Below are 25,595 nucleotides of genomic sequence, written 5' to 3'. Positions count from 1 at the left end.
CTATTGTTTGATACACGAGCCAAGACTACGTACTATCGTTATGAATAGATTCCGTGCATTACAGTGTCGTAATGCTCTTCGATTTCCTGTGTGCACTTGCACGATTTGCGCTTCAAAGCGCTCTTGTCTTTGATGATGAATAGCCCGCGCCTGGTCGCAATAATATCCTCATTGCGCAGTTGACCGACAATGCGGGTTACAAATGTCCGGCCCACTCCAAGCATTTCCGACAACTGATCGTGCGTCATTTCAAACTGATCTGTGCCAGTTCGTTCTGCCGCTGATAGCAGCCATTTGGCCGTTCGCTGTGTGATCGTATGTGTCGCGTTACACGCGGCTGTTTGAAATACCTGTGCCATCAGGCAATCGGAATAACGCGCAAACCAGTGCCGAAGCGAAATGGAATCCAGCTTCAACTGTTCGAGCGCAGCCGTTTTGATCCTGACAAAGCTTCCGGAGTTGCGAACCATGGCGGTGGCGTAGGCGGGTAAACTCCCGTTCGACACAATACCTCCCACGGCCCCTTCCCTTCCGATCAGCGCAATTTCGACGGCGCTGTTGTCTTCGTCGACCCAGCGCTGAAAACTCGCCAGCGCAGAGCCGCACGGAAACCAGGTGTGAATAACATCGTCTCCGGCCTTCTGCAACACAGCCTCCGCCTCAAGTTCGTAGAAGACCGTATGTGGCAGCAGTTTTTGTCGATCTTCCTCGTTGAGCATCATCAAAAGCAAATTGCCCGACATCTCTTGCGTCGATGTTAAGTTCATACCGTCGATTTCCTCTTTTCGCGGGCGTTGTGTCCAATAGTGGACGGACGATCCTTCCGGTCTATGTTACTTTTAGACGCAAATAACGTAACCCATTGAAAAGACGGGTTTGTTTGCGTGCTTTATCGTTGATATCACAATCTCAACAGATATTTTCGTTTGTCAGCGGTCGCTTCGTCTTGCCGTTTTCAGCTCTCAGATAGTTTGGCAATCCTGCAGAAGGTGCGCTCACGAACGGTTAAGTCCGGGAAAGTTCTGCCGCAATGAATGTGCCCGAACCTGTCAATCTCACCAATTGTGACCGCGAACCAATCCACATCCCAGGTTCAATCCAACCGCACGGCGCTATGCTTGTTATGGACCCGTCTGGCCAGAAACTCCTTTTTGCTTCAGCTAATATTCCATGCATAACGGGCTATGGAGGGGATTTGATCCCTGGTACCGCCATTTCTTTGATTGTTGGCGAGAAAAATGCTCATGATTTCCGCAACGCAGCTGCCAAGGCAAGAGAGCCGGGCTTGTCATCCGTAATACTTGGGCTGCGCTTTCCCGGCAAATCCTTGCTCTATGATGCTGTAGTCCACACCCACCTGGAAAGGACTTTCGTTGAAATAGAGCCCTGCGCAGATCGGGGACAAAGTGCTCGTGAGGCACTTGATCTCACGCGTAGCCTCATTCATCGCATTGGTCGCGAGGAAACTGTTGAGAGGGTCGCTAAGACGGGCGTGCGCCTTGTCAGAGCCATGCTGGGTTACGATCGAGTGATGATTTATCAGTTTCTCCACAATGGAGCAGGTCGCGTCATCGCGGAGGCGAAGTCGCCCACGCTTGGCAGCTTCATGGGACAGCATTTTCCTGCATCGGATATCCCCCTGCAGGCCCGACACCTTTATCTTGTTAATACAATCAGAATGATCTCCGACACATCCTATCAATCCATTGCACTTTGTCCTTCACTTGAGTCAGACGAACCTGCTATCGACATGTCCTTTGCGCAGTTGCGCAGTGTTTCCCCGATTCATTGCCAATACCTGCAGAATATGGGCGTCTCCGCATCTCTGTCGATTTCGATTGTCGTTGATGATGAACTATGGGGTTTGATTGCCTGTCATCACGACAGCCCGAAAGTCGCCCCTCTTCCCCTGCGCATAGGAGCTGAACTGTTCGGGCAATATTTTTCACTACATATTGCCGATTGTGAGAGACGCACAACATTGCAGGTCACCGCTGATGCGCGAACCAAGCTCGACGCTATTGTATCGCAACTGAGTATCAGTGACGAAATTCGCGATAGTCTGGGGAAACAACTCAGCCGGCTTTCCGAACTGGTCGCCGGCAATGGAGCTGCATTGTGGATGAACGGGCAGTGGCTGCAAAGTGGCGATACACTCGACGAACATCAAACGCGCCAATTGCTCAAAGTCGCAGGCCGTGACTCTCCCCGTGAGCTTTGGGCAAGCCAGGAAATTAGGGGGCACCTGACCGACTATACAGGAAGCGTTGCAGGCATGCTCGCAATTCCACTTTCCATGGCGTTCAGTGATTATCTTGTTCTGTTCCGTAACGAAGAGGCCCATGCTATCGAATGGGCGGGCGAACCGGTGAAGACGACTGCCGAAACACCTTTCGGTGCCCGATTAACACCCAGAGGTAGCTTCGACACCTGGCGGGAAGAAGTTCGCGGGCGTTCAACGCCCTGGACCGCTAGCGACCTATCCGTAGCGCAGTCAATTGGCACTTATTTACGCGACGTCATCCTTCGGCAAAATGAATTGTCTGAACAGGAAAGAGCGAAGACCGAACAGCGACGCCGGGTGTTGAACGCCGAACTCAATCATCGCGTTAAGAACATTCTGTCTCTGGTGAAGTCAATTGCGCTTCAGACAGGAGCTAACGCTGCAAATATTGCCGACTACGCTCAAACGCTTGAGGGGCGATTGCGCGCACTTGCATCAGCACATGACCAATCTTTGGACGGCAAAGACGGCGGTTCGCTAGCAGGTTTGCTCGAAACCGAGGTCAATCTCTATAGTGACACACCCGGTCGCATAACTCTGGAAGGTCCGCCGGTTCATCTCGATCAAAGAGCATTTAGTGTTATCGCCATGGTCTTTCACGAGATGATGACAAATGCTGCGAAGTATGGCGCGCTTTCGGTTCCAGAGGGACGCCTGAAAATCAGGTGGAAACTGGAAGCCTCCGGTGATTGCGAAATGTTCTGGAATGAGACCAACGGACCATCCGTAACCTGGCCGTCACGAACAGGGTTCGGTAGCAAGCTGATTAAAAATTCTCTCGAGTACGACCTCCGAGGGAAAACCAGAATCGAATACCATCGGGATGGGCTTCAGGCACAGTTTTCTGTTCCATCTGTGTATGTGACACAATCATACGATGGGTTGATAACGCCAGACATTCAAATAGAGGCTGTCGGGAAAACCCACATAGATGGAATGAAGATTTTGGTTGTTGAAGACCAGAGCCTGATCGCCCTTGATATGGAAAACACCTTACGAAAATTGGGCGCCGAACATATTAATCTTGCCTCCAATGCGCCAGAGGCACTTGAGATGATTGAAATATCCAAACCCAATCTAGCGATTCTCGATTTCAACCTTGGAGACAACACTTCGGAGAATATCGCAGAATTGCTTCTAAAGCTGAAAATCCCTTTTCTTTTTACGACAGGCTATAGCGACAGGACGCTCATCCCCGAGAAGCTTCGCGACATAACCATAGTGCGTAAGCCCATAAGCGATTCTGCAATCGCAGCGGCCATCAACTCCGTTCTCGGCTAGAGGTATTCCACCGGTTTGATGAGGTCGAGAGAGTTGGAAGGTGGTTATCGCTGACTGCCTGTCCAGCGACTAAATTGCCGGTCAATTTCATCAACCTGCGATAACGGCAAGTCCTTTGCAAGACCGCACAATGTGACGCTGCTTCGAGTTCGCCGCCCAACGTTGATACTCCAAAAGTCAGACAACTTGGGCCGACACCGCTGCACCATTGTCGGAAAAAATGTGCATGTCCTTCGTCGAAGCTGTAAATGATGACCTATCGGATAACCTGAAATCCGCTTCTTCAGGCGTCTTGATCAAATATTTGGTGTCGGAACCGGCCATATCGATATAAAGGATCTGCGCCTCGCCCAGATGTTCTACAAGATCCACGGTTCCCGAAAAGACAGGTCCGTCAGTTTGCCCGCGGGCAATCCTGGTATTCTCGGGTCGAATTCCAACGCTAATTCTATCATTGAGCGCGAAAGTTCCATCACTAGCTTCAATGGCGAGTTTCGTTCCACAGTCGAGATGACAGGTATAAATGCGCCCCGAGGCTTCGGATATGGTGCCCGCGAGTATGTTCATGGCTGGGGACCCAATAAACTGGGCAACGAAAAGATTGGCTGGCTTTTTGTAGAGCTCCACTGGCGTTCCAATCTGCTCGATATTACCATCTTTGAACACAACGATCCGATCCGCCAACGTCATCGCTTCCACTTGATCGTGTGTCACATAGATCATCGTAACATCGGGCATGCTTAGCTTGAGTTTTGCGAGCTCGATGCGTGTGGCCACCCGCAGGGCTGCATCAAGATTGGACAAGGGTTCGTCAAACAGGAAAACACGCGGGTTTCTAACAATTGCACGTCCAATCGCAACACGTTGTCTCTGTCCACCCGAAAGAGCCTTTGGCAAGCGTTGTAGATAGGCAGTAAGCTGGAGAATTTCGCCCGCTTTCTTGACCCGTTTGTCTATCTCTGCCTTTGCCACACCGGCGATACGCAGACCGAAAGCCATATTCTCATAAACTGTCATATGAGGATAAAGCGCATATGACTGGAAGACCATTGAAATACCCCGTTTCGACGGAGCGACATTGTTCATCCGCTCCCCAGCGATGACGAGATCACCCGACGTTATCGTCTCAAGGCCTGCAATTGACCGCAACAGAGTTGACTTTCCACAACCGGATGGCCCGACGAAAACAATGAATTCACCCGATGTGATATCAAGGTCAATGCCATGGAGTACTTCCAGATTGGCGTAGGATTTACGTATGTTCTTCAGCGACAGGTCGGACATCGTTCCCGTTCCTTATATTCCTATTTCGCGTGGGTGGCTTTTCTCACGGAGCCAGACTTGCCAGAAACCTTGTTATGGGGCCCGGGGCACGGTTGAGGATTTCGGTGTCGTTCTTTCTTCGAATAGCCCTGCGGACGATTTTAGCGCCCAGATAACGCACAGGTTCGGGCGGAAGCTTGGTGCGATTTTTGATCCCCACCAAACTACAACTACTCCATTTATCCACGTGTCCGAGGATCAGGCTTGCAAGGATCCGACCTGCGACAGGTGTCTGTGCAATGCCGGTCCCATTAAAACCCAGAGCATAGAAAATATTCGGATGATGCCTTAGATGATCGAACACCGGCAGATGCTGCGCCGTACAGTCGATAGGACCGCTCCAGTCATGCAGGATGGGCACGTCCTTTAGCTGTGGATATACGCGGTGCAGTTCACGTATGTTGTCTGCACCCCCATCGCCGCTGCGATTAAAACGCGCGTCGATCCGATCATCATAGGCAATTCCACCTGTTCCCCGTCCGAATACGACCTGATCCGATGTCGTACGCTGATAATAGAGCACGTGATGCTGTGCATCGCAGATCGAAGCACCATCAGTCCATCCGATACGCTTGAGTATATCTCCAGCAGGGGCTGTCGCGATGAGCTGACTGCTTACCACATAAAGATAGGGATGAAGTTCTGGGATTGCAGAAGCCCAGGCATTAACCGTTAAAGCGACTTTGGTGGCAGTCAAAGTCCCGTCCGGTGTTTTAAGTTCGGGCCGCTCACCTGGAACGATCTCCAAAACAGGGCTTTTTTCATGAATAACAATCCCCTTGGAAAGCGCAAGCTTGCGAAGGCCAAGAGCAAGCTTGGCGGGTTGGACAGTCCCTGCCCGCTCTTCGACAATACCGACATATGACGCGCTGGAGCCAGTGCGCCGTTCAATATCGTGCGCATTCAGTGTCCCGAACGGGTTAAACCCTGATTTCTGGCAGATATCCAGTGCATTCGCCCATGCACCTTCCTGTGCGACAGAACTTGCGGTCCACAGCCAGCCATCAAGACGCAGATCCATGTCGATGGTTCCGCAATCTTGCAGCGCTTTCAGCTCATCAATCGCATCCCAGGTTGCCTGACAAAGCATGCGGGCATCTTCGTCACCGACAAGGTCGCGCAGCATATCGATTTCGGCATACCAGCTGTGGACTTGCCCGCCATTACGCCCTGATGCGCCCGAACCGCAAAAATCAGCCTCCAGGATTGTGATACGCGCCTTTGGTTCTTGTTCTCGTATCCGCAGTGCCGTCCAAAGTCCGGCATATCCGCCGCCAACGATTGCAATATCGCATTGCTGCTGCCCCATTAAAGGTGCGGTAACCGGATCGGCGTCAATGCTTTGCAGCCAAAAGGAACGATCCTCTTTCGCCGCGACAACAGGTGGTCTCATTTTGATAGAGCTCATAGTCACACCTTCTGTGCTGTTGCAATCACATCATGGTATTTGTCGAGCAACCATTGTGGGATTGACTGCAAGGGCTGGGGAAAACCGCCCGGATGCGCGCAGGTCTCAGACGCACTGACAGCTGCCTTTTGCAGTGCCTCTTCTTCAGAACAACCGTCGAAGAAAAGCGCCACCAGAAATGAGGCGATAAAGCTATCACCAGCTCCACAAGTGTCGACCACATTCACGGGTACGGAACCTGCGGAATACAATTGGCTTCCATTGTCATAGAATGAACCGCGTTTGCCGCAGGTAATAACAACCTGTTGAGCCCCAGCCCGTTTGAATTGTGTAATCAATGGCTGAACCGGTTCGTCCGGGTCGTCTGGTCCTGATGCAAAGACCAGTGGGACGCCCTCGAGAGCCAGGTCAAAATGCCGGGTGGAGACATCCACACTGAACCTGACACTGTCCTTTACAAGCTGACGCACCAGTTTTTCACTGGAATTGGTCCCGAGATGGGTCCAATCGGATGAGAGCAACGCCTGATATCGCTGCTGGTCTGGAATGTAGTTTTCGCCAACACCCAGAGATTCAAACAGAAAATGTCGTTCACCGTCATTATCGGTCAAAAGCGTGACAGCTGAATTTCCCTGAATAGTTTCAATATCGCTTGGAGCAAGTCCGACATCTTCGATCACACACAGCATGATCTCTGCTTCCCTGTCGGGTGCCAGTGCACCCATATAACGGGCACCGATCCCAAGTCGTTTCCACTGCACAGCAACATTGAGGGCATTTCCACCAACCGTGACGACCCCCTTGTTCAGATAAGCATCAAGGCAGTTGTCACCCACAGCAACAAGTTTAAGATTCGCGTTCTTCATCATCATTCCGCAGCATCAAAATGGGGGGAAATCGCATCAAGGCAGCGCCGCCAAACTGCAACCGGATCCAGTGCATATGAGCCGTTGCCAAATGGCTCGAAGGTCAATGTACCCCGGAATGAATGATCGGCGATTTCAGCGAGGTAGCCGTCAAGAGGCAAATTTCCGTCCCCCCACGCCAAATGTCCCGCCGGTGTTCCATCGACGACATGAACATGGGCAAGACGTTTGCCAAATCTCGAAAAATAATCACCAACCTTATCTCCGGCCGCGGCCATGGCAACCAGATCAAGTACCAGGTCGACATTTTTCGCATTCAGATCCTGCCAGAGACGTTCAAGATCGGCGGCATTATTGACGATGTTGCTTTCAGTGCGCTGCAAGGGTTCAAGCAGACATCGAAGCCCCAGATTGGCCGCATGTGTCGCAATTCTCTCCAACGACCGAAGAGAATGGCTCCAGGCGCTTTCGCGACTCTTACACTCAAACCCCCGTCCGGGTGTCAAGAAGAGGTAGCTCGCACCCAGTTCGGCACTTAAATCGGCTGCTCGCAGGAAGCATTCAACACTCTTTGCACGATAAGCCTCATCGCCTGAAGCTATGTTTACCGGATAAAGAACCTGTTCCGGGGTGAAGCAATGCACGCTGATCCCGTTATCATTCAGAATGGACCGGACATCTGAAAGCCGTGTCCGGTCGGAATGAAACAGATCTAGATGGGGAGCTATTCCCCACAGTTCCATACGTTGAAAGCCCATCAGCCGAAGCTTTTCTACAACCCATTGAAAGGGATAGTGCTGGAACGAAAAGTTGGCACCGATCAACTGTTCACGTTGTAACATTTTCCACCACACTATTTGCCGATGCCTTCCGCCAGCCCGCGAATGAAGAAACGCTGTGCGGCGAAAAAGACGATCAGGATCGGAAGAGCCGAAAGTGTCATTGCAGCAAAGACAACGGCGTAATTGGTTCCATGTTTTGCCATGATCGATGTAAGGCCGACGGGCAAGGTCTGCACATCGGCACCGCTGGTGAAGATCATGGCGAAGAGATATTCATTCCAGGCAAAGAGAACGTGCAAGATTACACACGAGACCAGTATCGGCTTGCAAAGAGGTAAGGTCACACGCCAGAAAATCTGACCTTCACTTGCCCCGTCCATGACGGCGGCTTCGTCCAGATCGCGCGGAAGACCGAGCATATAGGCGCGAATAAGAAACGTGGTGAACGGGATGCGAAACGCGGTGTAGAGAATGATAAGCGCCCAATAGGTGTTGTAGAGACCAAGCTTTTGCATGATCCGCACCAGCGGAATGACCGCAACCGTTGGGCTCAACATCAATCCACCAAGCACCAGACCGACAAAGAACGGCTTGCCCGGCAGTTTGGATCGCGTCAGGCCATAAGCAGTCCAGGCGCTCACCAGTACCGTACAGACAGCCGAAACCAGCGTGACGATGATGCTCGTTGCAATATAGTTCCTGATGCCCTGGTTCCACGCCGATATATAGTTGTCGAGCGTGAAGCCTGTTGGCAGCGCAAAGGGCTCACCAAATATCTCGGAGTTAGTCTTGAAACCATTCAGGGCCATCCACACCAGCGGATAGATTACAACGATACCAAGACTAATGAGGAAAGTAACTAGACAGACACGCACAAGCGTCTGCACAAAATCCGTGGGTTGCAGCTCGCGCGACTGATAGGAGGCGTTGCTCATAGTTCCACCCTCCGCTTTCTGGTATACCAGAGCTGTCCAAAGCCGGTCAGCAGCGTGATGATAAAAATCACCGTTGCGATAGCAGCGCCATAACCGAAGTCATTTTCAATAAAGCCCTGTTGATAGAGCCATGTTCCCAGCACCTGACTGCTGTTGTTGGGGCCACCGCCTGTCATAACCATGACTTCGTTGAAGACCTGAAACGCTCCGGTAATCGTAACGATCACCATAAGACCGGTCATTTCGCGTGTCAGCGGAAAGGTTATGTTCCACAGCCGACGCCACATACCCGCACCATCCATCGTCGCCGCATCATAAAGTTCGCGCGGTATCTTCTGGATCGCTATCGCAAATAGAAGGGTTGAATAACCAAAGCCTTGCCACTGGCTCATGGCAATGATCGAGTAGATCGCGGTCTGCTCTTCTCCCAGCCATGCCCGTGACAAGGCGCCAAGTCCAAGATGGTTAAACGCGGAATCCAGCAAGCCGATATCAGGCTGATAGATAAAGTAGAACAGCAGCCCCGTCACCGTGATCGAAATTGCTGATGGTATGAAATAGACAGCGCGCCAGAATCTGCGCCAGGTCTCATGCTGCAAACCTTCAATGATCGCAGCAAGCACGAATGCGCCAAACACCTGGAATACGACCGAAATGACAGCATAAAGCGTGTTGTTTAAGATTGCCGTCCAGATCACCGGATCGTCTTGCAGACGCCGATAATTATCCAGACCGACAAAGGCAGTCTCACCAGTAAAAATATCCTGATTTGTCGTGCTGACGATAAAATTGTCGATGATGGGATAGTAGACAAACCATAAGATCAAAACGAACGCGATCAGAACCCAGCGGAACGACAGCAACTTCGCCAGCAAACCGGACTTGTCGAATGACGACCCGTCCGGCAGGGGGGAGCCGTTTTTGGCCGCCTCCCCTCTATATTCACGCTTCATGACAGTCATCGGCCAATAACATCCTTATCGGGAAGAGGCTGCAGCCTTTTTTACCTTTTCCATGACCTGTTCCGGTGTCATGGATCCACCAATCAGAGCTTGGAGGCCTGAAAGCCAGACAGATGCAACGCGCGGTGGATTAGCCGTATCAAGCCACGGCATCAGATAAGACGAACCCGCGATAACCTTTAGACCTTCAACGACGGACGGGTTCATACTTTCGGCCGAATATCCGCCAACAGTCGCGCTTGGCTGCCCATAAGGCGGGGCTGACAAAACCTTTCCGTTTTCGGGTGAGGTGATAAACTTCATGAAGTCCACAGCCAGCGGAATATTCTTCGACGCTGAATTGATCATGTAACCTTCAGGTGCACCTTCTATTGATTTGACATCACCTTTTGCGTCTTTTGTTGCCGGCAGTTTGAAAAAGCCAAAGTCTTCCTTCTTCAGTGCGCCATCTGCCGTGCTTTGATCAAATTCGATAATTTCTTGGTAGTACATTGCGGATTTGGCGTTGCTAAACTGCTGCAATGCCGAAGCGTAAGATGAGCCGTTTGTACCTGCGCCGTCCGAACAATCGTCGATGAGTTTTTTCAGCTGCGTCAGGCTTTCAACATAGCCTGCATCCGAATATTCGGCCGTCTTCGGGTTGAAATCCTTTTCAAGCGTCGCCTGTGGAACGTTATAGGCCAGCAACTGTCCCGCAAAATGCACGGCCGGCCAGCCTTCCTTGTTCCCGAACGAAATCGGCGTCACACCCGACTTGCGCAGAGCCGCACAGGCACTGATCAGTTCATCGAAACTCTTCGGTTCCGCCACACCGGCCTTGTCAAAAAGGGCTTTGTTATAGCCCATGAACTTTGCGTCTAGATAAAGCGGAATTCCGTATAATTTGCCATTATACTGGAATGCGCTGACGGCGGCATGGGCGAGCTGTTTTCCCCATGGCGTGTCGGGACCAATAATCTTGGTCAGGTCGACAGCACGATTGCCTCGTACAAAGTTTTCGCCCCAGCTCCCAGTCCAGGTGAAGTAAATATCTGGCAGCGAGTTAGACGCAACCAGGGCCTTGGTTTTCCCCTTCACGCTATCGTCGCTTTCTTGAATAAGCTCGACTTTTACGCCCGGGTGAAGCTTCTCATATTCCTTGGCGGCGTTCACGAAATAGGGCGAAAGCTGCTGAAGGCCAAACTTCGTCAAAATGCTCAACGTGCCAGAATATTCGACGGGAGCATCAGGTTCCGCAACCACAGCGTCACTGGCGAGAGCTGCATTCATGTTGCCAGCCAACAATCCAAACATCAGGAGTGAAGCAAGGCTCGTTGTGCTCAAAAACGTTTTGCATTTCATCTCGAAGTTCCTCTCTTTTAGCTATTGTTTCTTTACGTCGCCAGAATGCAGGAACCCGATCCGGTAGAACCGGATCGGGAAAGGCTTTTAGTACTCGACACGTTTGTAATAGCGCCGCGTGGTCAACGGGTGGTCGCGCAGCACTTCCAGATGAGCACTCAAACGTTCCAACATGGTTGCCAGGATGATTGGAGAGATCAGGCTGCGAGTCTTTTGGGAAATGCCCGGGAGGCTGGCTGAAGCAGCGTCCAGAATACGAACCTTATCCGTGTAACGCTTTGCGAAACTCTCGACGCGCTCCGTCAATGGACGGCATGCATCCTCGCCCTTGAATATGAACAGGCTGACGCCTGGTTCAACTAGTTCGAGCGTGCCGTGGAAGAAATCGGACGCATGAACTGGACGGGTGCGGATCCATTGCATTTCTTCAAGAATACACATTCCGTAATAGTGGGCCTCTGGCCACGCAGCACCAGCGCCGGTAAAGATGTGATATTTCTCGTCCTTGATTTCCTGCGCGAGCGCGGCTGCGCCTTCTTCAAATTTTTCCTTCACCGAAACCAGCAGTTCGGGCAGGCGCTTCAACTCGGAGACGGTTTCATCGTATTCTGGAAATTCGCCGCGCTCAGCCAACAGTGCCAGCACGATCAAGAGGGTCTGCAGGTAAAACGATTCCGAAGAAGTGTCGTCTTCTGCAAAATTGGTGAAGTTGTAATCGGCATCAAGGCCCAGCGGTGTATCCTTGTGACCAGTGAGCGATAACGTTTTCACGCCCTTCTTCTTCAAGAATGCCAGTAGCTGCACGCTTTCCTTGGTCGTCCCGGACAGCGATGGAAGGATCACAAGAGCCTTTTCGTCCAACCCGGCGGGCGCCTCTAGAACAACCTGAGCGGAAAATGCCGATGACACCGGGAAAACGGTTGCATTACGGGCAATCTCGATTGCGGGCTGGGTCAAAAACTGCACACCGCCCGTCCCCATGAAGAAAATGCGTTCCAGACCATCATCGAGCAGCCTGCGCATCAGAGAGCGCACATCCTCTGCAATTGCGACCGCGCCGCCCTGTATTTTCACAAAGCGATCTTTATCGAAGTTGAGCATTACTACCTTCCCGTTTGCGCAGTTGAAACCTCGAGAAAAGCCCGAACCGGTTTTGCGCCTGAAACTCGTTGAGACAATGTGAGATCGATCTCACATATATTTAGCACACAAGATTTTTCTTGTGGCAAGTGGGTTTCAGAAATTTTTTTGCAGGCAGAAAATCAAGCTTCGTCGGATCATCGACGGCTGACCGAACCTCGGACTATCAGCTTGGTTTCAAAGCTTATTTTCTCCGGCGGTCTCTTTTTCCCTGCTATTTTTTCAAGCAAAAGTCGGGCAGCAGCACGACCTATTTCCGACACCGGCTGGGCAACGACCGTGATCTGTGGATCGGTAAAAGTCGCCAGATTAAAATCATCAAAACCGATCAGAGAGACATCGTGGGGAATCGATATTCCCATCGATCGGAATGCTAAAAGCGCTCCCTGCGTCATCAAACTGTCGACAGTAAAAAGTGCCGTTGGAGGTTTTTTTTGACTGAACAAGCGGATGGTTGCATCCACGGCATACTCAACCGTCGACTGTGCGACGCAGATCAATTTTTCATTGGGTTCGATGCCATGTGCAAGCAACGCAGCCTTATAGCCGTTGAAACGCTCGCGTGATGTGAAGATGCGTGCATCATCCTGCAAAAGCGCAATATCGCGATGCCCCATTTCGATCAGATATTCAATGGCTTTGCGTGCGCCACCTTCATTGTCGACCACAACACTATCGCACTCGACACCCTGCGCTGCGCGATCGATGAGGACCAGGGGTACGTTTTCGGCTATCAGACGTTGCAGATGTGAACTGTCTTCAGCTGATGTCGGTGCCACGATGAAACCGCGAATGCTCAACGACTGAAGGCTGGCCAGCAGTGATTTTTCCTGATCCAGTTGTTCTTCACTGCTCGCAATGATGAGATTGTGCCCCTCTTCGCGCGCCAGCACTTCGACATCATGGGCAATTTTAGCAAAAAACGGATTTTGTATGTCACCAAGAACGCAGCCGATAATCGGCAACTGCCCGCTGCGCAGAGCCTGGGCCAGTCGATTGCCTCTGTATCCCAGTTTCTCCGCAGCAGCCTGAACCTTCTGGGCCGTTTCATCACCAACATAGCCGTAACTGTTGAGTGCGCGGGCAGCAGTGGCGCGCGATACATTCGCTAACGCAGCCACATCCTTAAGGGTCGCCGATTTCAGAGCCATACCATTTTCACAACTGATGAACCTTGATCGTTGTTATCATTCGCAGGGGCGCAATAGTAGTACTGTTTATCAAATGGTTTGCATGATGATCGATCAAAAAAAATTCGGTGTTGATCTATTGGGTCGTGAGCTGGATTTCGCCTCTAAAATCATTCTAGACCGGACTAATCGTCGGTATTTTCGTAACAACGCTACAGGCTGCTATATCAATGGCAGTCGCGGTTTAGAGCTAACCATTTATACTCCGGAACATGAACGATAGAACCTGGCATCATATAGCGTTTTCAATTCGAACAGGCCATCAAGATGGAGAGGCCACCAGGCATTAACTTCGAACCACCCGTCCTTTCAATCAGAATGTTTACTCTGATGGCGACTGCGCTCGAGTGTTAGTTCGGCAGTGGTCTGGCCGAGCCGTTTTGCCAATTCCCGCATGATCGTGACGGCCATTTCCGGGTAGTCGCTGAGAATTTTCGTGAAGTGTTCCTTGCTGATGCGCAAGGTTTCCAGCGGTGTCGCCGCCCTCACCGTGGCGGTGCGCCCCATATCACAAAGAATACCTATTTCACCGACGATTGAATTCGGCTGGGCTTCGGCAACCTTGATCGGTCCACCGGGTGAATCGACCAGAATATCCGCGCTGCCCAAGAGGATCACATAGGCAGCATCGGATATGTCGCCCTGATGGAACAGTGTCTCTCCGGGCTTAAAGGTCATGCGATCAGAGGTGAAGGCGAGAAGCTTCAGCTTCGACGGCTCTATACCGGCAAAGAACGGCATGCGCCGCAGCATTTCGACCTCATCCTTCAACAACATCGATTTCCCCTTTCATCACGCTTTACGACAGCAACTCCTTGAGCGGCCCATCTTCCTGTATCAGTGCCTCATAGGTGCCATCCTGCACCACGCGTCCATGATCAAACACGATAACGCGGTCGAAGTCGCTGGCGAGTGGAAAATTGCTCAGCGCCCATATTATCGCGGGTTTATGACCTTCTTTATGCAACGTATGCATGATGTTTCCCGCGATCTGGATCTGGATACGCTGATCCAGCGACGGCAACGGCCGGTTGAACACCACATAATCGGCATGTTTCAGCAAAGCCCGCGCCATATTGATCTTCTGACGCTGCACGCTGGTCAACCGCTTGCCGCCCGAACCAACATCAAAATCGAGGCCGATGATCATGATTGTACGCTGCTGACCTGTTTCCTCAAAAAGATCGATAAGGGTCGATCGAATCTTCTCCGACGCGTTCACCTTCCCGTAGCTTATCTTGCCGAACAGAAGATTATCGAGAAGCGTGGCGTGCTTGATGAAACGATCCGGCTCGTAGGGCTCGATAACGGCACGTAAATCCTTCGGCGTATCTCGCAGAAAGCGGGTTCGCGCCTTTACGATCTTGGCCTTCAACGCTTCAGTCAGAAGGCCGAAGCGATGCCGTGGCTCAATATAGGCGAAGCTTAGACGCACAATGCTGACGCGATCATCATCCGACACGGCATCAACACTGAGCCCCTTCACCCGTTGCAAAAGCGTCTCGTAATCGGGAATGTCTTCAGGACGCATGAAGGTCAGTTGCTGGAAGAAGGGATGATCCGGCGGCAGATCTCGGAAAAGCTCAATTGCATTTTCCGCGATTTCGAGACTCATCGCGTAGAGATCGGCGAGAAGATCGTTCTCGCCGATAACATCCCGGAAAAACGGATGCGCCGCCAATTGCCGGATAGTCATGGAGGAGCGGTCGAGCACACCGAACAGGAGATTTTCACCCACCGTCGCCTGCGCGTTATAGACATCCGGCTCGAAAGGAATGACGAGTTCGGCCATATCGCTGCCATCAAGCCGCTGGCGCAACGCCTGCCTGAGTTCAACGATCCGCCCGATGAATTCGGGATGAGCAACCGTATCGACCTTTGACAGAAGCGCTATGTCGAAAATGTCATGGGTCACCATCACCGCATCGAGGACAGGGCGCACAATGGCGTAAAGCTCGTCCCGCCCCTTAATTCCCATCGCCGCGTAATCGACCCAGTCGCTGTTGAGGTCGAAATCAGGGTTTCGTGCGCGGCGCGCTTCTGCGATTTCCCAGCGCCGTTTTTCTGCGTCATCGCCCTCATAGGCGACCTTGGTCAGCGGCGCATGTTTCAGCCCATAGAGCAGATTATCGCGTAAGGAACCGCTGAAGAAATAGCCATCGCCCGACGCATAGGCAATGCGCCGCCCTGTAACCGATTCAGGCAACTCGAGAAGATCGTGACTGTCGATTGAGACCCGTCCCGTCGAGGGCCAGACGAGCCGACCGAGCAGTTCGGCAAAAACGTCGCTGCCGCTGCCAGCAGGCCCGATCAGTGCTACAGTCTCGGTCGGCTTCAACTCGATGCTGATATGTTCCAGAAGCGACGCGCCGCTGTCGTCCTGCACCGTGACATTGGTGACGACAAGTGGCTGATCAAGCGGGGAAACTGTATCGTAGTGGACGGACTGTACCTTCGGGTTGATGAGATTATCGACGCTGAACTGCTCGACGACCTGAGCATATTTGACCTGCACATCCTGCCGGTTCTGGTCCCAGTCGATCAGTTCCTTGAGCGGACCAGGCAGATCCTTGTAGGCGTTGATGACGGCGACGAGCTGGCCAATGTCGAGCCGGCCCTGAAGCGCCAGAAAGCCGCCGATCATGTAGAACAGGAATGGCGTGACCTGCGCCAGGAAATTATTGATGAACTTGACCAGAAATTTCCACTGATAGAGATTATAGCGGATGGTGAAGATGTGGCCCAGTCGATTGGCGATATCGGCGCGCTCGAAATTCGACGTGTCGTTGCTGTGGATGGCGCTGATGCCCTCGACGATTTCGCCCACGCGGCCCGAAAGCTCACGCGCTGACAGCTGGCGCTGACGCCCAAGTTCCAGAAGCCGCTTGCGCATCCGGGGAATGATAATGCCCTGCGCGGCAACAATGATCGCAGCAATCATGCCGAGCCAGAAATTCTGCATCAGAATGAAGGCGAGCGCCGTAACAGCCTGCCCCCCAAGGAGGGCCGGCTGTACAAAGGCGTCGCCGGTAAAGCCTCCGAGCGGCTCCACTTCATCCTTGATCATGGTCGCGATTTCCGCAGAGCGCACCCGCTTGAAATGGAATGGTGGAAAACGCAGCACACGGTCCACGAGATCAAAGCGGATGCGGCGCAGCATGCGCTCGCCGAGCCTGCCCTTATAGGTATTGATGTAGAGCTTGAAGAGACCGTTGATCACCACCAGCAGCAGGAACACCATGCTGAGGCCGACGAGCATCTGGACGCGGTTAAGTTGCAGACCGCCGAAGAAGACCACCTCGCCCACAATCGGGAAATCATAGGTGATGCGCATGAAAGTCTGCCTAGCGCCCGGCTTCTCAAAACCTATGCCCTGAATGGGGCCGTTGATGATCTGTTTGGGCAGATCAAATGACAGGAAATAGGGGATCATCGAAACGGCGACGACAAAAAGAATCCAGGCTTGCTGGGCGCGCGTCGTGGACCAGATATAGCGGGCTAGGTTCTTTTCCATGAAGTCCCATTTGAAATCGATGGCCCGCCGGGCCGTGCTGCTATGGTGCCAATACGGTTGATCGCTCTAGCTATACCGATGCATGTTGCGAAACCTCCTCCGCTCTTGCCAGTATATTTCTAGTGCGTTTGCAACAAAATGGAAGTATCCCGTGTCATATAAAGGCGGGATAAAAAGTTTTAAGCTGAGGGCTGCACTTTGCCAATGAGGCTAACGACGACGATATAGAAAATAGCGCTTCGCCGGGATATTCTGCGGTACTGGTATCGGTGTCAATTCCGGGTGTTCTAGCGGCAGACCGCTGGCCGCGATACCACCCTGTGTCAACAAGCGGGCTGCCGCATCGGGCAGCCATGTCAGCGTCATGGCGTCCAGGTCGTCATGACCGGTGCCAATATCGGCATGCACAAATGCTGCCTCAATGCCAAAATAATCACGGATCGTGTCCTTGATTTCGCCCAGTACCAGATTGTCGCTGTCAGGCGTCGAGCTTTCGAAGGACTGCATCACACGATCAAATGCAATGATACGACGATCGGGAAAAAGCTCCCGGATATGATCATATGTGCGACCGTTACCAAGGCCAAGCTCCATGATGGTGCCCGGGGTTGCGCGTACATCATCCGTAATGCAGTTCAGGATATCACGCTGGGCACAGAGACGGCGGATGAAACTGTCAAGACGGCTCATGGTTTATTCTTCCTGCATGATGGAACGCTGCGGCATTCTTCAACAATGTGCCGAGCTATGCCTTGACGATATTGTCGCCGCTAATGCCACGGCGTCCGAACGCATTGCGGGTGTCGATGACCAAGGGCGCCCAGTTGACCAGCGCCTGATAGTCGATCGGATCATGGTCGGTGGCAACGAGCACAGCGTCAAAGCTTCTGACTACCTCTTCGGTCAGTTCGACCGAACTGCGGCCACGCAGTTCGATATATTCGCGTGTCGTTGGAATCGTCGCGACAAAGGGATCGTGATAGCTGGTCGATCCGCCACGAGCTTCAATCAGCTCGATAAGTTTCAACGATGGACTTTCGCGAATGTCAGGCACATTTTTCTTATAGGCAAGCCCGATGACTAGGACACGCGAACGGCTCACGGCCTTGCCGTGGCGGCGGTCAAGCGTCTCAGCCAACCGGTCGACTACATGGCGCGGCATGGCCGAATTGATCTCACCAGCAAGCTCGATGAAGCGCGTGGGCAGTTCGTATTCGCGCGACTTCCAGGTCAGGTAAAACGGATCGATGGGAATGCAGTGCCCGCCCAGCCCCGGACCCGGATAGAACGGCATATAGCCGAATGGTTTGGTCTTGGCGGCCTCGATCACTTCCCAAATATCGATGCCCATGGCCTCGAAAACGACCTTCAACTCATTGACGAGCGCGATATTGACCGCTCTGAAGATGTTTTCCGTCAGCTTTACCGCCTCGGCGGTGGCGTTGGACGAGACCGGAACAACAGTTTTGACGGCGGCTCCATAGAAGGCCGTCATGAGTTGGGACGCCTCTGGTCCATCGCCAGCCACGATCTTCGGGATGCTCGCGGTCTCGAAATCGCGATTGCCGGGATCCTCGCGTTCTGGCGAAAAGCCAAGGAAGAAATCCGTGCCGGAACGCAGTCCGGTCTCTTCCAGGATCGGTCGCACCACCTCATTCGTGGTGCCGGGATAGGTAGTGGATTCCAGCACGATCAGTTGGCCGGGCTTCAACGTTCGGGCGATCGCCTCGGAGGTCTTGACGACGAATGACAGGTCAGGGTCCCGCTGTTTGGTCAGCGGCGTCGGAACGCAGATGATGATGATATCGCAGTCGCCAAGGCACGCAAAATCAGTTGTCGCGCGGAAACGACCTTCGCCGACATGACACCCCAAAAGCGTATCGGATACGGACTCTATGTAGGATTTGCCATCGTCAATCATGACAATCTTGCCGGGGTCGATATCGAAGCCAATAACGCTAAAACCGCTATTTGCGACGGTCATCGCCAGTGGCAGTCCGACATAGCCAAGGCCGATGACGCCCACTCGCGCCGAACGATCTGCAATAGCGGTAAACAGGTTTCCGTGAAGCGGAACAGAATCGGTCAAGATCATGGATCTCCGGCAGTTGATGCCTTTCAGTGGCGGATTTGCAGGCTCCATGTCAAGCACGCGGCTTAATGGCAACTGCACGTAGAGCGAAAATCCTTTCTATTTTACTTTGGTGAAACTGGCTTTGCGGCTATTACACGCTATATTGGTCAGCGTGATTTGCTGATGACACGCCATGAAACGGCTGATGGCTGGAAAGAACAAAAAGCGATGGATGTCCCCCGGATTACGATTTCCGAAACATTGCTCAGTCCAGTTTTATACTGGCTACAACAGTCCGCGCTGAACGGCGCAAGCCTCGAAACTCTGGCCGAAGGATTTTGCGATCAACTCGCAGCGGCCGGTGTGCCGCTGATGCGTGTTCATTTGAGCTTTTCGATGTTGCATCCGCTCTACGATGCGCTCGGCTTCACGTGGATACGCGGCAAAGGCATGGAAATCGAAGGGTTTCGCGCCTCGGCCAGCGAGAAGGATACGGAGCGCTTTCTCAACAGCCCCTATTTCTATCTTCTCAGCAACAACCTGCCGCATCTGCATCGTGAGATCGACCCGTCCATACCTTCGGAATTCGCGGTTTTCGATGAATTGAAGGAAATCGGCGCCACCGACTATCTCGCCTTCGTACACTCCTTCGGCGAGGGTGACAGCCAGGGTATGGTGGGCTCCTGGACGACGGATGTCCCGGGCGGCTTCGGGGACGACGTCGTCGAGACACTCCTGAAAATTCAGGACAACCTTGCTATCGCGGCGAAGATGGCAGTGCTGGGCAAGCTCGCGGACAACGTGGTCACCACTTATCTCGGCAGCAATGCCGGCAAGCGCGTGTTGTCAGGCCAGATACGTCGCGGGGATGGGGAGACCATTCGCGCGGTACTCGTGATGGGCGACATGCGACAATCGACCAACCTAGCCGACCAGTATGGCAGGCAGGTTTATATCGACACCCTTAACGAATTTTTCGATGCAATCGCTGCGCCATTCAACAAGAATGGCGGCGAGATTCTGAGTTTCATCGGAGACGGTTTCCTTGCCGCTTACCCGTGCGGACGTCACCGGGAGCCTTCCGAGATTGCAGCCCGCGCGGCAATGGAAGCAGTGCGGAAAGCCGCCGCCGCCGTGACAGACATGAACGATGAGCGAAAGAAGAAGGGGTTAGATGAAATCCGCTACGGGATGGGGCTGCATGTCGGCAACGTCATGTTCGGAAATGTCGGGCTTAAGGACCGGCTGACATTCTCCACTTTTGGCAGCGCGGTCAATGAAGTGGCCCGGCTGCAGGGACTGACCAGACTCTATCCCGACCACCCAATCATCGCCAGCGAGGCGTTCGCCACCTATTGCGGCGGCGACTGGTTGATGCTCGGCGCGAAGAAACTGCGCGGTGTTCAGGAAAAGGTAACGATACTGGCGCCAGGTGCAGAGAACATGAAGTTGGGCAACGTCGAGGCAACCGGCCAAAACAAATCGGATGCGGGCTCGGAGGCCGAGCAGGTGATGCTGCTTTACCGCAATTCCCGCGATCAGAAGAAGCCCCGGAAACTTGAGGGAAACTTCATGCAATGATGAAGACATGGGCTGTTGCGTTACTTATACTCACATTCTTTGTCAGAGTCCCAGCGGTTGCCGATCCATTGAACACACCCCTTTTCGACACTTTCGACGGTGAAGATTTTTCACCCACAGGCGGGCTATATTACCGCAACAATGATGAACAGAAAGCAGGATCAGTCGAGTTCCAGAGTGCGGTCACCCGCACCGGAACCGGCGCTCTGAAACTGAGTGTGCGGCCCGGCTGCAAAGCAACAACAGAAAACTGCAGCGAACGGGCGGAAATCTGGGAAAAAACCGCGCTCCGTGTCCCGTATGACGAAGCTGTCTGGTATGGCTTTGCCGTTAAATTCGCCGACCCCATCCCGCAGGACGACCACCGTTATGTCATTGCGCAATGGAAACGCGAGATCGGCCCCGGGACAAAAGGCGACTTCAGCCCGTTTCTGGCGGTGCGGCTCAATAAGGGCAAACTCTTCATGACGGTGGAAACGAATTATCACGCGCCCGTTTCCACCGGGACCAAGGGCATAGCCGCAACATGCACCAAAGGCTCGACACCGGTTTGGTTGCGCCCGGAAACCAACCAGATGCGGGCGCTTGTTGCGACCGACAACAATTGGGTTGCCGAAGATGGCAATCTCTTCACTGGATGCACGGATAAAATCACTGTCACGCTGCGCGGTAACAACCTTCCCGCTCCGGATTCCGGATGGATCGACTTTGCGATCATGACGAAACCCGGACCTGACGGAACCGGCCATATCGAGATTTTCGCCAACGATCTCTGGGTCGCGACAGTCAAGGGCTTTATCGGCCATAACGACCCAGGTTTGGGCAAGAACCAGTATTTCAAATTTGGGCCATATCGTGCGGCTGGAACCGGCGAATGGTCGCTGTTCTATGATGATTTCCGGAGATCGGCCAACTGCAAGGACGTCCTGCGCGACAGCAACGCTTGCAGCCTCATCAAGTAACCCTTCCGGACGAGAAGAAATTCCCGCCGCATATCCTTCAATTGCCGTATGGCGACTACTGGGAGGTAGGAATCTAGTCATAGACTCGACAGCATTCGTGCGCTAGCGTTCACATCGGGGTATCCGCACCGGAAACACGCAACTGTGAAGGCCCACAAGCATGATCTCTGGTACGGATCTCTTGAGGATTGAAAATCTGAGCATTTCCTTCAGCCTGATGGGCGGGGAAATCATGGCCGTGAAGAAGGCGGATCTCCGAGTCCTGCCAGGGAAAGTCACAGCCCTTGTCGGGGAATCCGGTTCCGGAAAATCCGTTATAAGCCAGTCCGTTATGGGAATCCTGCCGCGCACTGCGTCCGCAAGTGGAAGGATACTCTTCCAAGATCCTGCTGCACCGGGCCAGCCGCCGATCGACATTCTCAGCCTTCCAACCGATGGCCCGGAGATTCGCGCCTTGCGCGGCAGCCGTATAGGCAAGATTTTCCAGGAGCCGTTGACCTCCCTATCACCGCTCCACACGATCGGCAACCAGATTTCCGAAGTGCTGTCGATCCATACGAAAGACACCAAAGCCGAACGGCGCGAGCAGACCGAGCAGATGCTTGGACTTGTGGGCTTTCAGAACCCGGCTCGCGCCTATGACAAATATCCATTCGAGCTGTCCGGTGGTATGCGTCAGCGCGCCATGATTGCAATGGCGCTTATATGCAAGCCATCACTGCTGATCGCTGACGAACCCACCACGGCGCTTGATGTTACCATTCAGGCACAAATTCTTGAGCTGCTAGGCGAGCTGCGCACCAAGCTTAACATGGCAATGCTGCTCATCACGCATGATCTGGGCGTTGTTGCGAATGTCGCGGACGAAGTCGTCGTTATCTATCACGGCGAAATCATGGAATCCGGTCCCGTCGAAACGATTTTCCGCAAACCAGCCCACTCCTATCTCAAGGGGCTGATGGCCGCCGTGCCGCATTTCGACATGAGGCCGGGCGAACGGTTGAAATCCTTGCGCGATGTGCCCGTCGATGTCACCAAGTTGATGGGTAAGACAAAGGCGGCTAATGAGGATCGCAGCAATGTGCTGCTCTCCGTGCGCAACGTCTCCAAGACCTTCGCCGCCCGCAAGACCCTCTTTTCAAAAGATGACGGACCGCCGACACGCGCAGTCAACGATGTCAGTTTCGATGTATTGCGCGGCGAATGTTTCGGTCTGGTCGGCGAGAGCGGTTGCGGCAAGACTACACTGAGTAAGATTCTGATGCGCGCCATCACGCCAGATGCCGGCTCAGTGACATTCAACGGCAGTACAGGCCCGATTGATGTCCTCGACGCCAGCGGGAGCGAGCTGCAAGCGCTGCGCACTAAAATCCAGATGGTGTTTCAGGATCCGGTATCGTCGCTATCGCCGCGCATGACGATCCAGAATATTCTCAGCGAACCGCTGGAAATCCACGGGCGCGGAAACGCCAAATCCCGGATGGACAAGGTGTCTGACCTGATGGATGTCGTCGGCCTCAACCGGCGCTATCTTAAACGCTATCCACATGGTCTCTCCGGCGGCCAGCGCCAGCGCGTCGGCATCGCGCGCTCCCTGGCGCTTGGCCCGGAACTGATCCTGTGCGATGAACCGGTATCGGCGCTTGATGTGTCTGTACAGGCGCAGATTCTCAATCTTCTCAAGGATTTGCAGAAGGAGCTCGGGCTCACTTACATCTTCATTTCACACAATCTGGCGGTAGTGGACTATATGGCCGACCGGATCGCCGTGATGTGTGCCGGACGGATCGTCGAAATAGCTCCGCGCAGTACCTTGATGCGGTCGCCCGTCCATCCCTATACGAAGTCGCTGCTTGCGGCGGTTCCATTTCCCGATCTTGATCGTCCGCTTGACTTTGGCAAGCTCCGGGCCAGCGGCGCATCCGACAAGCGCAACTGGGGGATCCAGTTCCGCAACGACGGTCCGGAAGATATGTTGACACCAACGGATCTGGGCAATGGGCATCTTGTGCTTGCACGCAGAACGGCAGATGTGCGGGAGTTGAGACCTTGATCAACCGCCGTACTGCTTTGGCTATGCTTGCTTCCTGCGTTCTGCCTGGCGTTGCGCGGGCGAGATCGTTTGACTGGAACTATTCAATGCCGCCGCGGGGACCTTCAGGGCTGCCCAGCATAACCGACCGTCTCCCCAAAACTCCAAGGGTCATCAACATGGCAGCCCTTGGTCGAAAGCCCGGCGTCAATGGTGGTGTCATCCGGACCTTGATCGGCAACCAGAAAGACATCCGGCTGATGACACTTTATGGCTATTCCCGCCTGGTCGGCTACGATGAAAAGCTCAACATGCATGCGGATATTCTCCAAAGCTTCGAAGTGATCGAGGACAGGGCCTTTACCTTCAAGATACGCCCCGGACACCGCTGGTCGGATGGTTCTCTTCTGACATCAGAGGATTTCCGCTATTGCTGGGAAGACGTGATGCTCAATACGGAGCTGAAGCGCGGTGGACCGCCGCGAGTGCTGCTCGTTGATGGAAGACCACCACGTTTCGAAGTCATCGACGAGTTGACCGTCCGATATAGCTGGGATGCTCCCAATCCGGATTTTCTGCCGCTGCTAGCTGCACCACAGGCGCTGACGATTGTTCTGCCGTCGCAATATATGAAGCAGTTTCACAAGAAATATCAGGACAACTTCCGGCTTTCCGCGCTGATGAAGCAATATCGCGTCAAGAAATGGGTTGATCTTCACTTCAATATGGCCCGCAGCTATCGTCCCGAAAACCCCGAGCTGCCGACGCTCGATCCGTGGCGCAACACGACCGCTTCACCGGCTGAACAGTTCGTTTTTGAGCGCAATCCGTATTTCCACCGTGTCGATGAAAACGGCCTGCAATTGCCCTATGTCGATAAAGTGGTTCTGAACATCAGTTCCCCTGCAATCATAGCAGCCAAAACCGGCGCAGGAGAAAGCGACCTGCAGGCACATGGTCTCGATTTTGCCGACTACGCTTTCCTGAAGGATTCAGAGAAGCGATTTCCGATCAAGGTCAGTTTATGGAAACGGACGGAAGGCTCGCGAGTGAGCTTGCTGCCCAATCTCAACTGTACCGACGCGACTTGGCGGTCGCTTTTCTGGGATGTACGGGTGCGCCGCGCGTTGTCGCTTGCGATCGACCGAACTGAGATCAACAAGGCGGTGTTCTACGGCCTTGCCGTTGACAGTGCCAATACCATCCTGCCCGAAAGCCCGCTGTTCAAACCCGGATACCGAACTGCGTGGAGTGCACACGATCCAGCGCAAGCGAACGCCCTGCTGGACGCCGCAGGTCTGCAAAAGCGTGACGAGAATGGCATACGCTTGCTACCCGACGGTCGTCCGGCAAAAATCGTGGTCGAAACCGCTGGCGAAAGTACGCTGGAGACAGATATCCTTGAGCTGATCACAGATCACTGGCTGGATATCGGCATTGCGCTGTTCATCCGGACATCTCAGCGTGACGTTTTCCGCAGCCGGGCCATGGGGGGCGAAATCATGATGGCAATGTGGTCGGGGCTCGACAATGGCATCCCTACTGCCGACATGAACCCGGGCGAACTCGCGCCAACCTCCGATGACCAATTGCAATGGCCGGTCTGGGGCATGTATTACATGTCGAACGGGATGAAAGGCCATCCCCCGGAAATTCCCGAGGTCAAGCAACTTATCGAGCTTCTTGACCAATGGCGGGATTCCAGCGACATGACCGAAAGAGCCGCCATTTGGACGCAGATGCTCGATATCTATTCGCAACAGGTATTTTCTATCGGCATCGTCAACAGCACGCCACAACCCGTCTTGCGAGCAGACAGTCTCCGGAACGTGCCAGACAAGGGACTTTACGGCTTCGACCCGACGGGTTTTCTCGGAGTATTTATGCCGGATGCGTTCTGGTATGGTAAGGATGCCTGAC

General features: G+C 53.4%; 19 protein-coding genes. 5 read left to right on the top strand and 14 right to left on the bottom strand.

The genetic code is table 11. The features are described 5' to 3' along the window. Positions 1-38 precede the first annotated feature (38 nt). On the bottom strand, positions 39-767 hold the full coding sequence (locus tag QBD01_RS09015) for a Crp/Fnr family transcriptional regulator (RefSeq protein WP_182523114.1): 729 nt from the start codon (positions 765-767) through the stop codon (positions 39-41). A 263-nt stretch (positions 768-1,030) separates the two neighbouring features. Here QBD01_RS09015 and QBD01_RS09010 point away from each other — a divergent pair, with 263 nt between their 5' ends. After that, a complete protein-coding gene (locus QBD01_RS09010) occupies positions 1,031-3,565 on the top strand; it encodes an HWE histidine kinase domain-containing protein (protein ID WP_182523113.1) in 2,535 nt (844 codons plus the stop codon). A gap of 177 nt (positions 3,566-3,742) precedes the next feature. Here QBD01_RS09010 and QBD01_RS09005 read toward each other — a convergent pair whose 3' ends face one another. The 13 genes from QBD01_RS09005 to QBD01_RS08945 form a co-directional block, all read right to left on the bottom strand. Further along, positions 3,743-4,849: a sn-glycerol-3-phosphate ABC transporter ATP-binding protein UgpC gene (locus QBD01_RS09005; RefSeq protein ID WP_182523112.1), complete on the bottom strand. Its 1,107-nt coding sequence runs from the start codon at positions 4,847-4,849 to the stop codon at positions 3,743-3,745. A gap of 43 nt (positions 4,850-4,892) precedes the next feature. Further along, complete coding sequence (locus QBD01_RS09000; RefSeq protein ID WP_280992493.1) at positions 4,893-6,296, bottom strand: FAD-binding oxidoreductase; 1,404 nt, start codon at positions 6,294-6,296, stop codon at positions 4,893-4,895. Positions 6,297-6,298: 2 nt separating this feature from the next. Then, positions 6,299-7,168, bottom strand: a complete 870-nt coding sequence (locus QBD01_RS08995) for a PfkB family carbohydrate kinase (RefSeq protein WP_280992492.1) — start codon at positions 7,166-7,168, stop codon at positions 6,299-6,301. Continuing rightward, positions 7,165-8,004, bottom strand: coding sequence for a TIM barrel protein (locus QBD01_RS08990; RefSeq protein WP_280992491.1), 840 nt, complete (start codon positions 8,002-8,004; stop codon positions 7,165-7,167). Before QBD01_RS08990 ends, QBD01_RS08995 begins: the two co-directional genes overlap by 4 nt. 11 nt (positions 8,005-8,015) lie before the next feature. Beyond that, entirely contained in the window at positions 8,016-8,879 is an 864-nt protein-coding gene (locus QBD01_RS08985) for a carbohydrate ABC transporter permease (protein WP_182523108.1), read from the bottom strand. Beyond that, positions 8,876-9,841, bottom strand: a complete 966-nt coding sequence (locus QBD01_RS08980) for a carbohydrate ABC transporter permease (RefSeq protein ID WP_182523107.1) — start codon at positions 9,839-9,841, stop codon at positions 8,876-8,878. The genes QBD01_RS08985 and QBD01_RS08980 overlap by 4 nt, the downstream gene beginning before the upstream one ends. 15 nt (positions 9,842-9,856) lie before the next feature. Further along, a complete protein-coding gene (locus QBD01_RS08975) occupies positions 9,857-11,182 on the bottom strand; it encodes an extracellular solute-binding protein (RefSeq protein WP_182523106.1) in 1,326 nt (441 codons plus the stop codon). 87 nt (positions 11,183-11,269) lie between these two features. Further along, positions 11,270-12,283 (bottom strand): SIS domain-containing protein, encoded by a 1,014-nt coding sequence (locus QBD01_RS08970; protein WP_182523105.1) that lies wholly within the window; start codon positions 12,281-12,283, stop codon positions 11,270-11,272. Positions 12,284-12,459: 176 nt separating this feature from the next. Beyond that, positions 12,460-13,473, bottom strand: coding sequence for a LacI family DNA-binding transcriptional regulator (locus tag QBD01_RS08965; RefSeq protein ID WP_280992490.1), 1,014 nt, complete (start codon positions 13,471-13,473; stop codon positions 12,460-12,462). A gap of 348 nt (positions 13,474-13,821) precedes the next feature. After that, a complete protein-coding gene (locus tag QBD01_RS08960; RefSeq protein WP_182523103.1) occupies positions 13,822-14,289 on the bottom strand; it encodes a cyclic nucleotide-binding domain-containing protein in 468 nt (155 codons plus the stop codon). A gap of 22 nt (positions 14,290-14,311) precedes the next feature. Then, positions 14,312-17,026, bottom strand: coding sequence for an ABC transporter transmembrane domain-containing protein (locus QBD01_RS08955; RefSeq protein WP_280992489.1), 2,715 nt, complete (start codon positions 17,024-17,026; stop codon positions 14,312-14,314). 210 nt (positions 17,027-17,236) lie between these two features. Then, positions 17,237-17,716, bottom strand: a complete 480-nt coding sequence (locus QBD01_RS08950; RefSeq protein WP_182523101.1) for a class I SAM-dependent methyltransferase — start codon at positions 17,714-17,716, stop codon at positions 17,237-17,239. A 55-nt stretch (positions 17,717-17,771) separates the two neighbouring features. After that, on the bottom strand, positions 17,772-19,115 hold the full coding sequence (locus tag QBD01_RS08945) for a nucleotide sugar dehydrogenase (RefSeq protein WP_392391346.1): 1,344 nt from the start codon (positions 19,113-19,115) through the stop codon (positions 17,772-17,774). Between the two features lie 213 nt (positions 19,116-19,328). On the opposite strand from QBD01_RS08945, the gene QBD01_RS08940 reads away from it, so the two are divergent. The 4 genes from QBD01_RS08940 to QBD01_RS08925 all read left to right on the top strand — a co-directional run bounded on the left by QBD01_RS08940 (position 19,329) and on the right by QBD01_RS08925 (position 25,594). Then, on the top strand, positions 19,329-20,681 hold the full coding sequence (locus QBD01_RS08940; RefSeq protein WP_182523129.1) for an adenylate/guanylate cyclase domain-containing protein: 1,353 nt from the start codon (positions 19,329-19,331) through the stop codon (positions 20,679-20,681). Beyond that, entirely contained in the window at positions 20,678-21,643 is a 966-nt protein-coding gene (locus QBD01_RS08935; protein ID WP_182523100.1) for a polysaccharide lyase, read from the top strand. Before QBD01_RS08940 ends, QBD01_RS08935 begins: the two co-directional genes overlap by 4 nt. A gap of 160 nt (positions 21,644-21,803) precedes the next feature. After that, positions 21,804-23,696, top strand: a complete 1,893-nt coding sequence (locus QBD01_RS08930) for an ABC transporter ATP-binding protein (protein ID WP_182523099.1) — start codon at positions 21,804-21,806, stop codon at positions 23,694-23,696. Beyond that, the gene (locus tag QBD01_RS08925) at positions 23,693-25,594 is read left to right on the top strand and encodes an ABC transporter substrate-binding protein (RefSeq protein ID WP_392391345.1); all 1,902 of its coding nucleotides are present in this window, start codon (positions 23,693-23,695) and stop codon (positions 25,592-25,594) included. The genes QBD01_RS08930 and QBD01_RS08925 overlap by 4 nt, the downstream gene beginning before the upstream one ends. Position 25,595 lies beyond the last annotated feature (1 nt).

Source organism: Ochrobactrum sp. 19YEA23 (assembly GCF_029909865.1).
In the GTDB taxonomy this organism is placed as follows: domain Bacteria; phylum Pseudomonadota; class Alphaproteobacteria; order Rhizobiales; family Rhizobiaceae; genus Brucella; species Brucella gambitense.
This window is presented reverse-complemented; position numbering and strand designations above follow the sequence as displayed.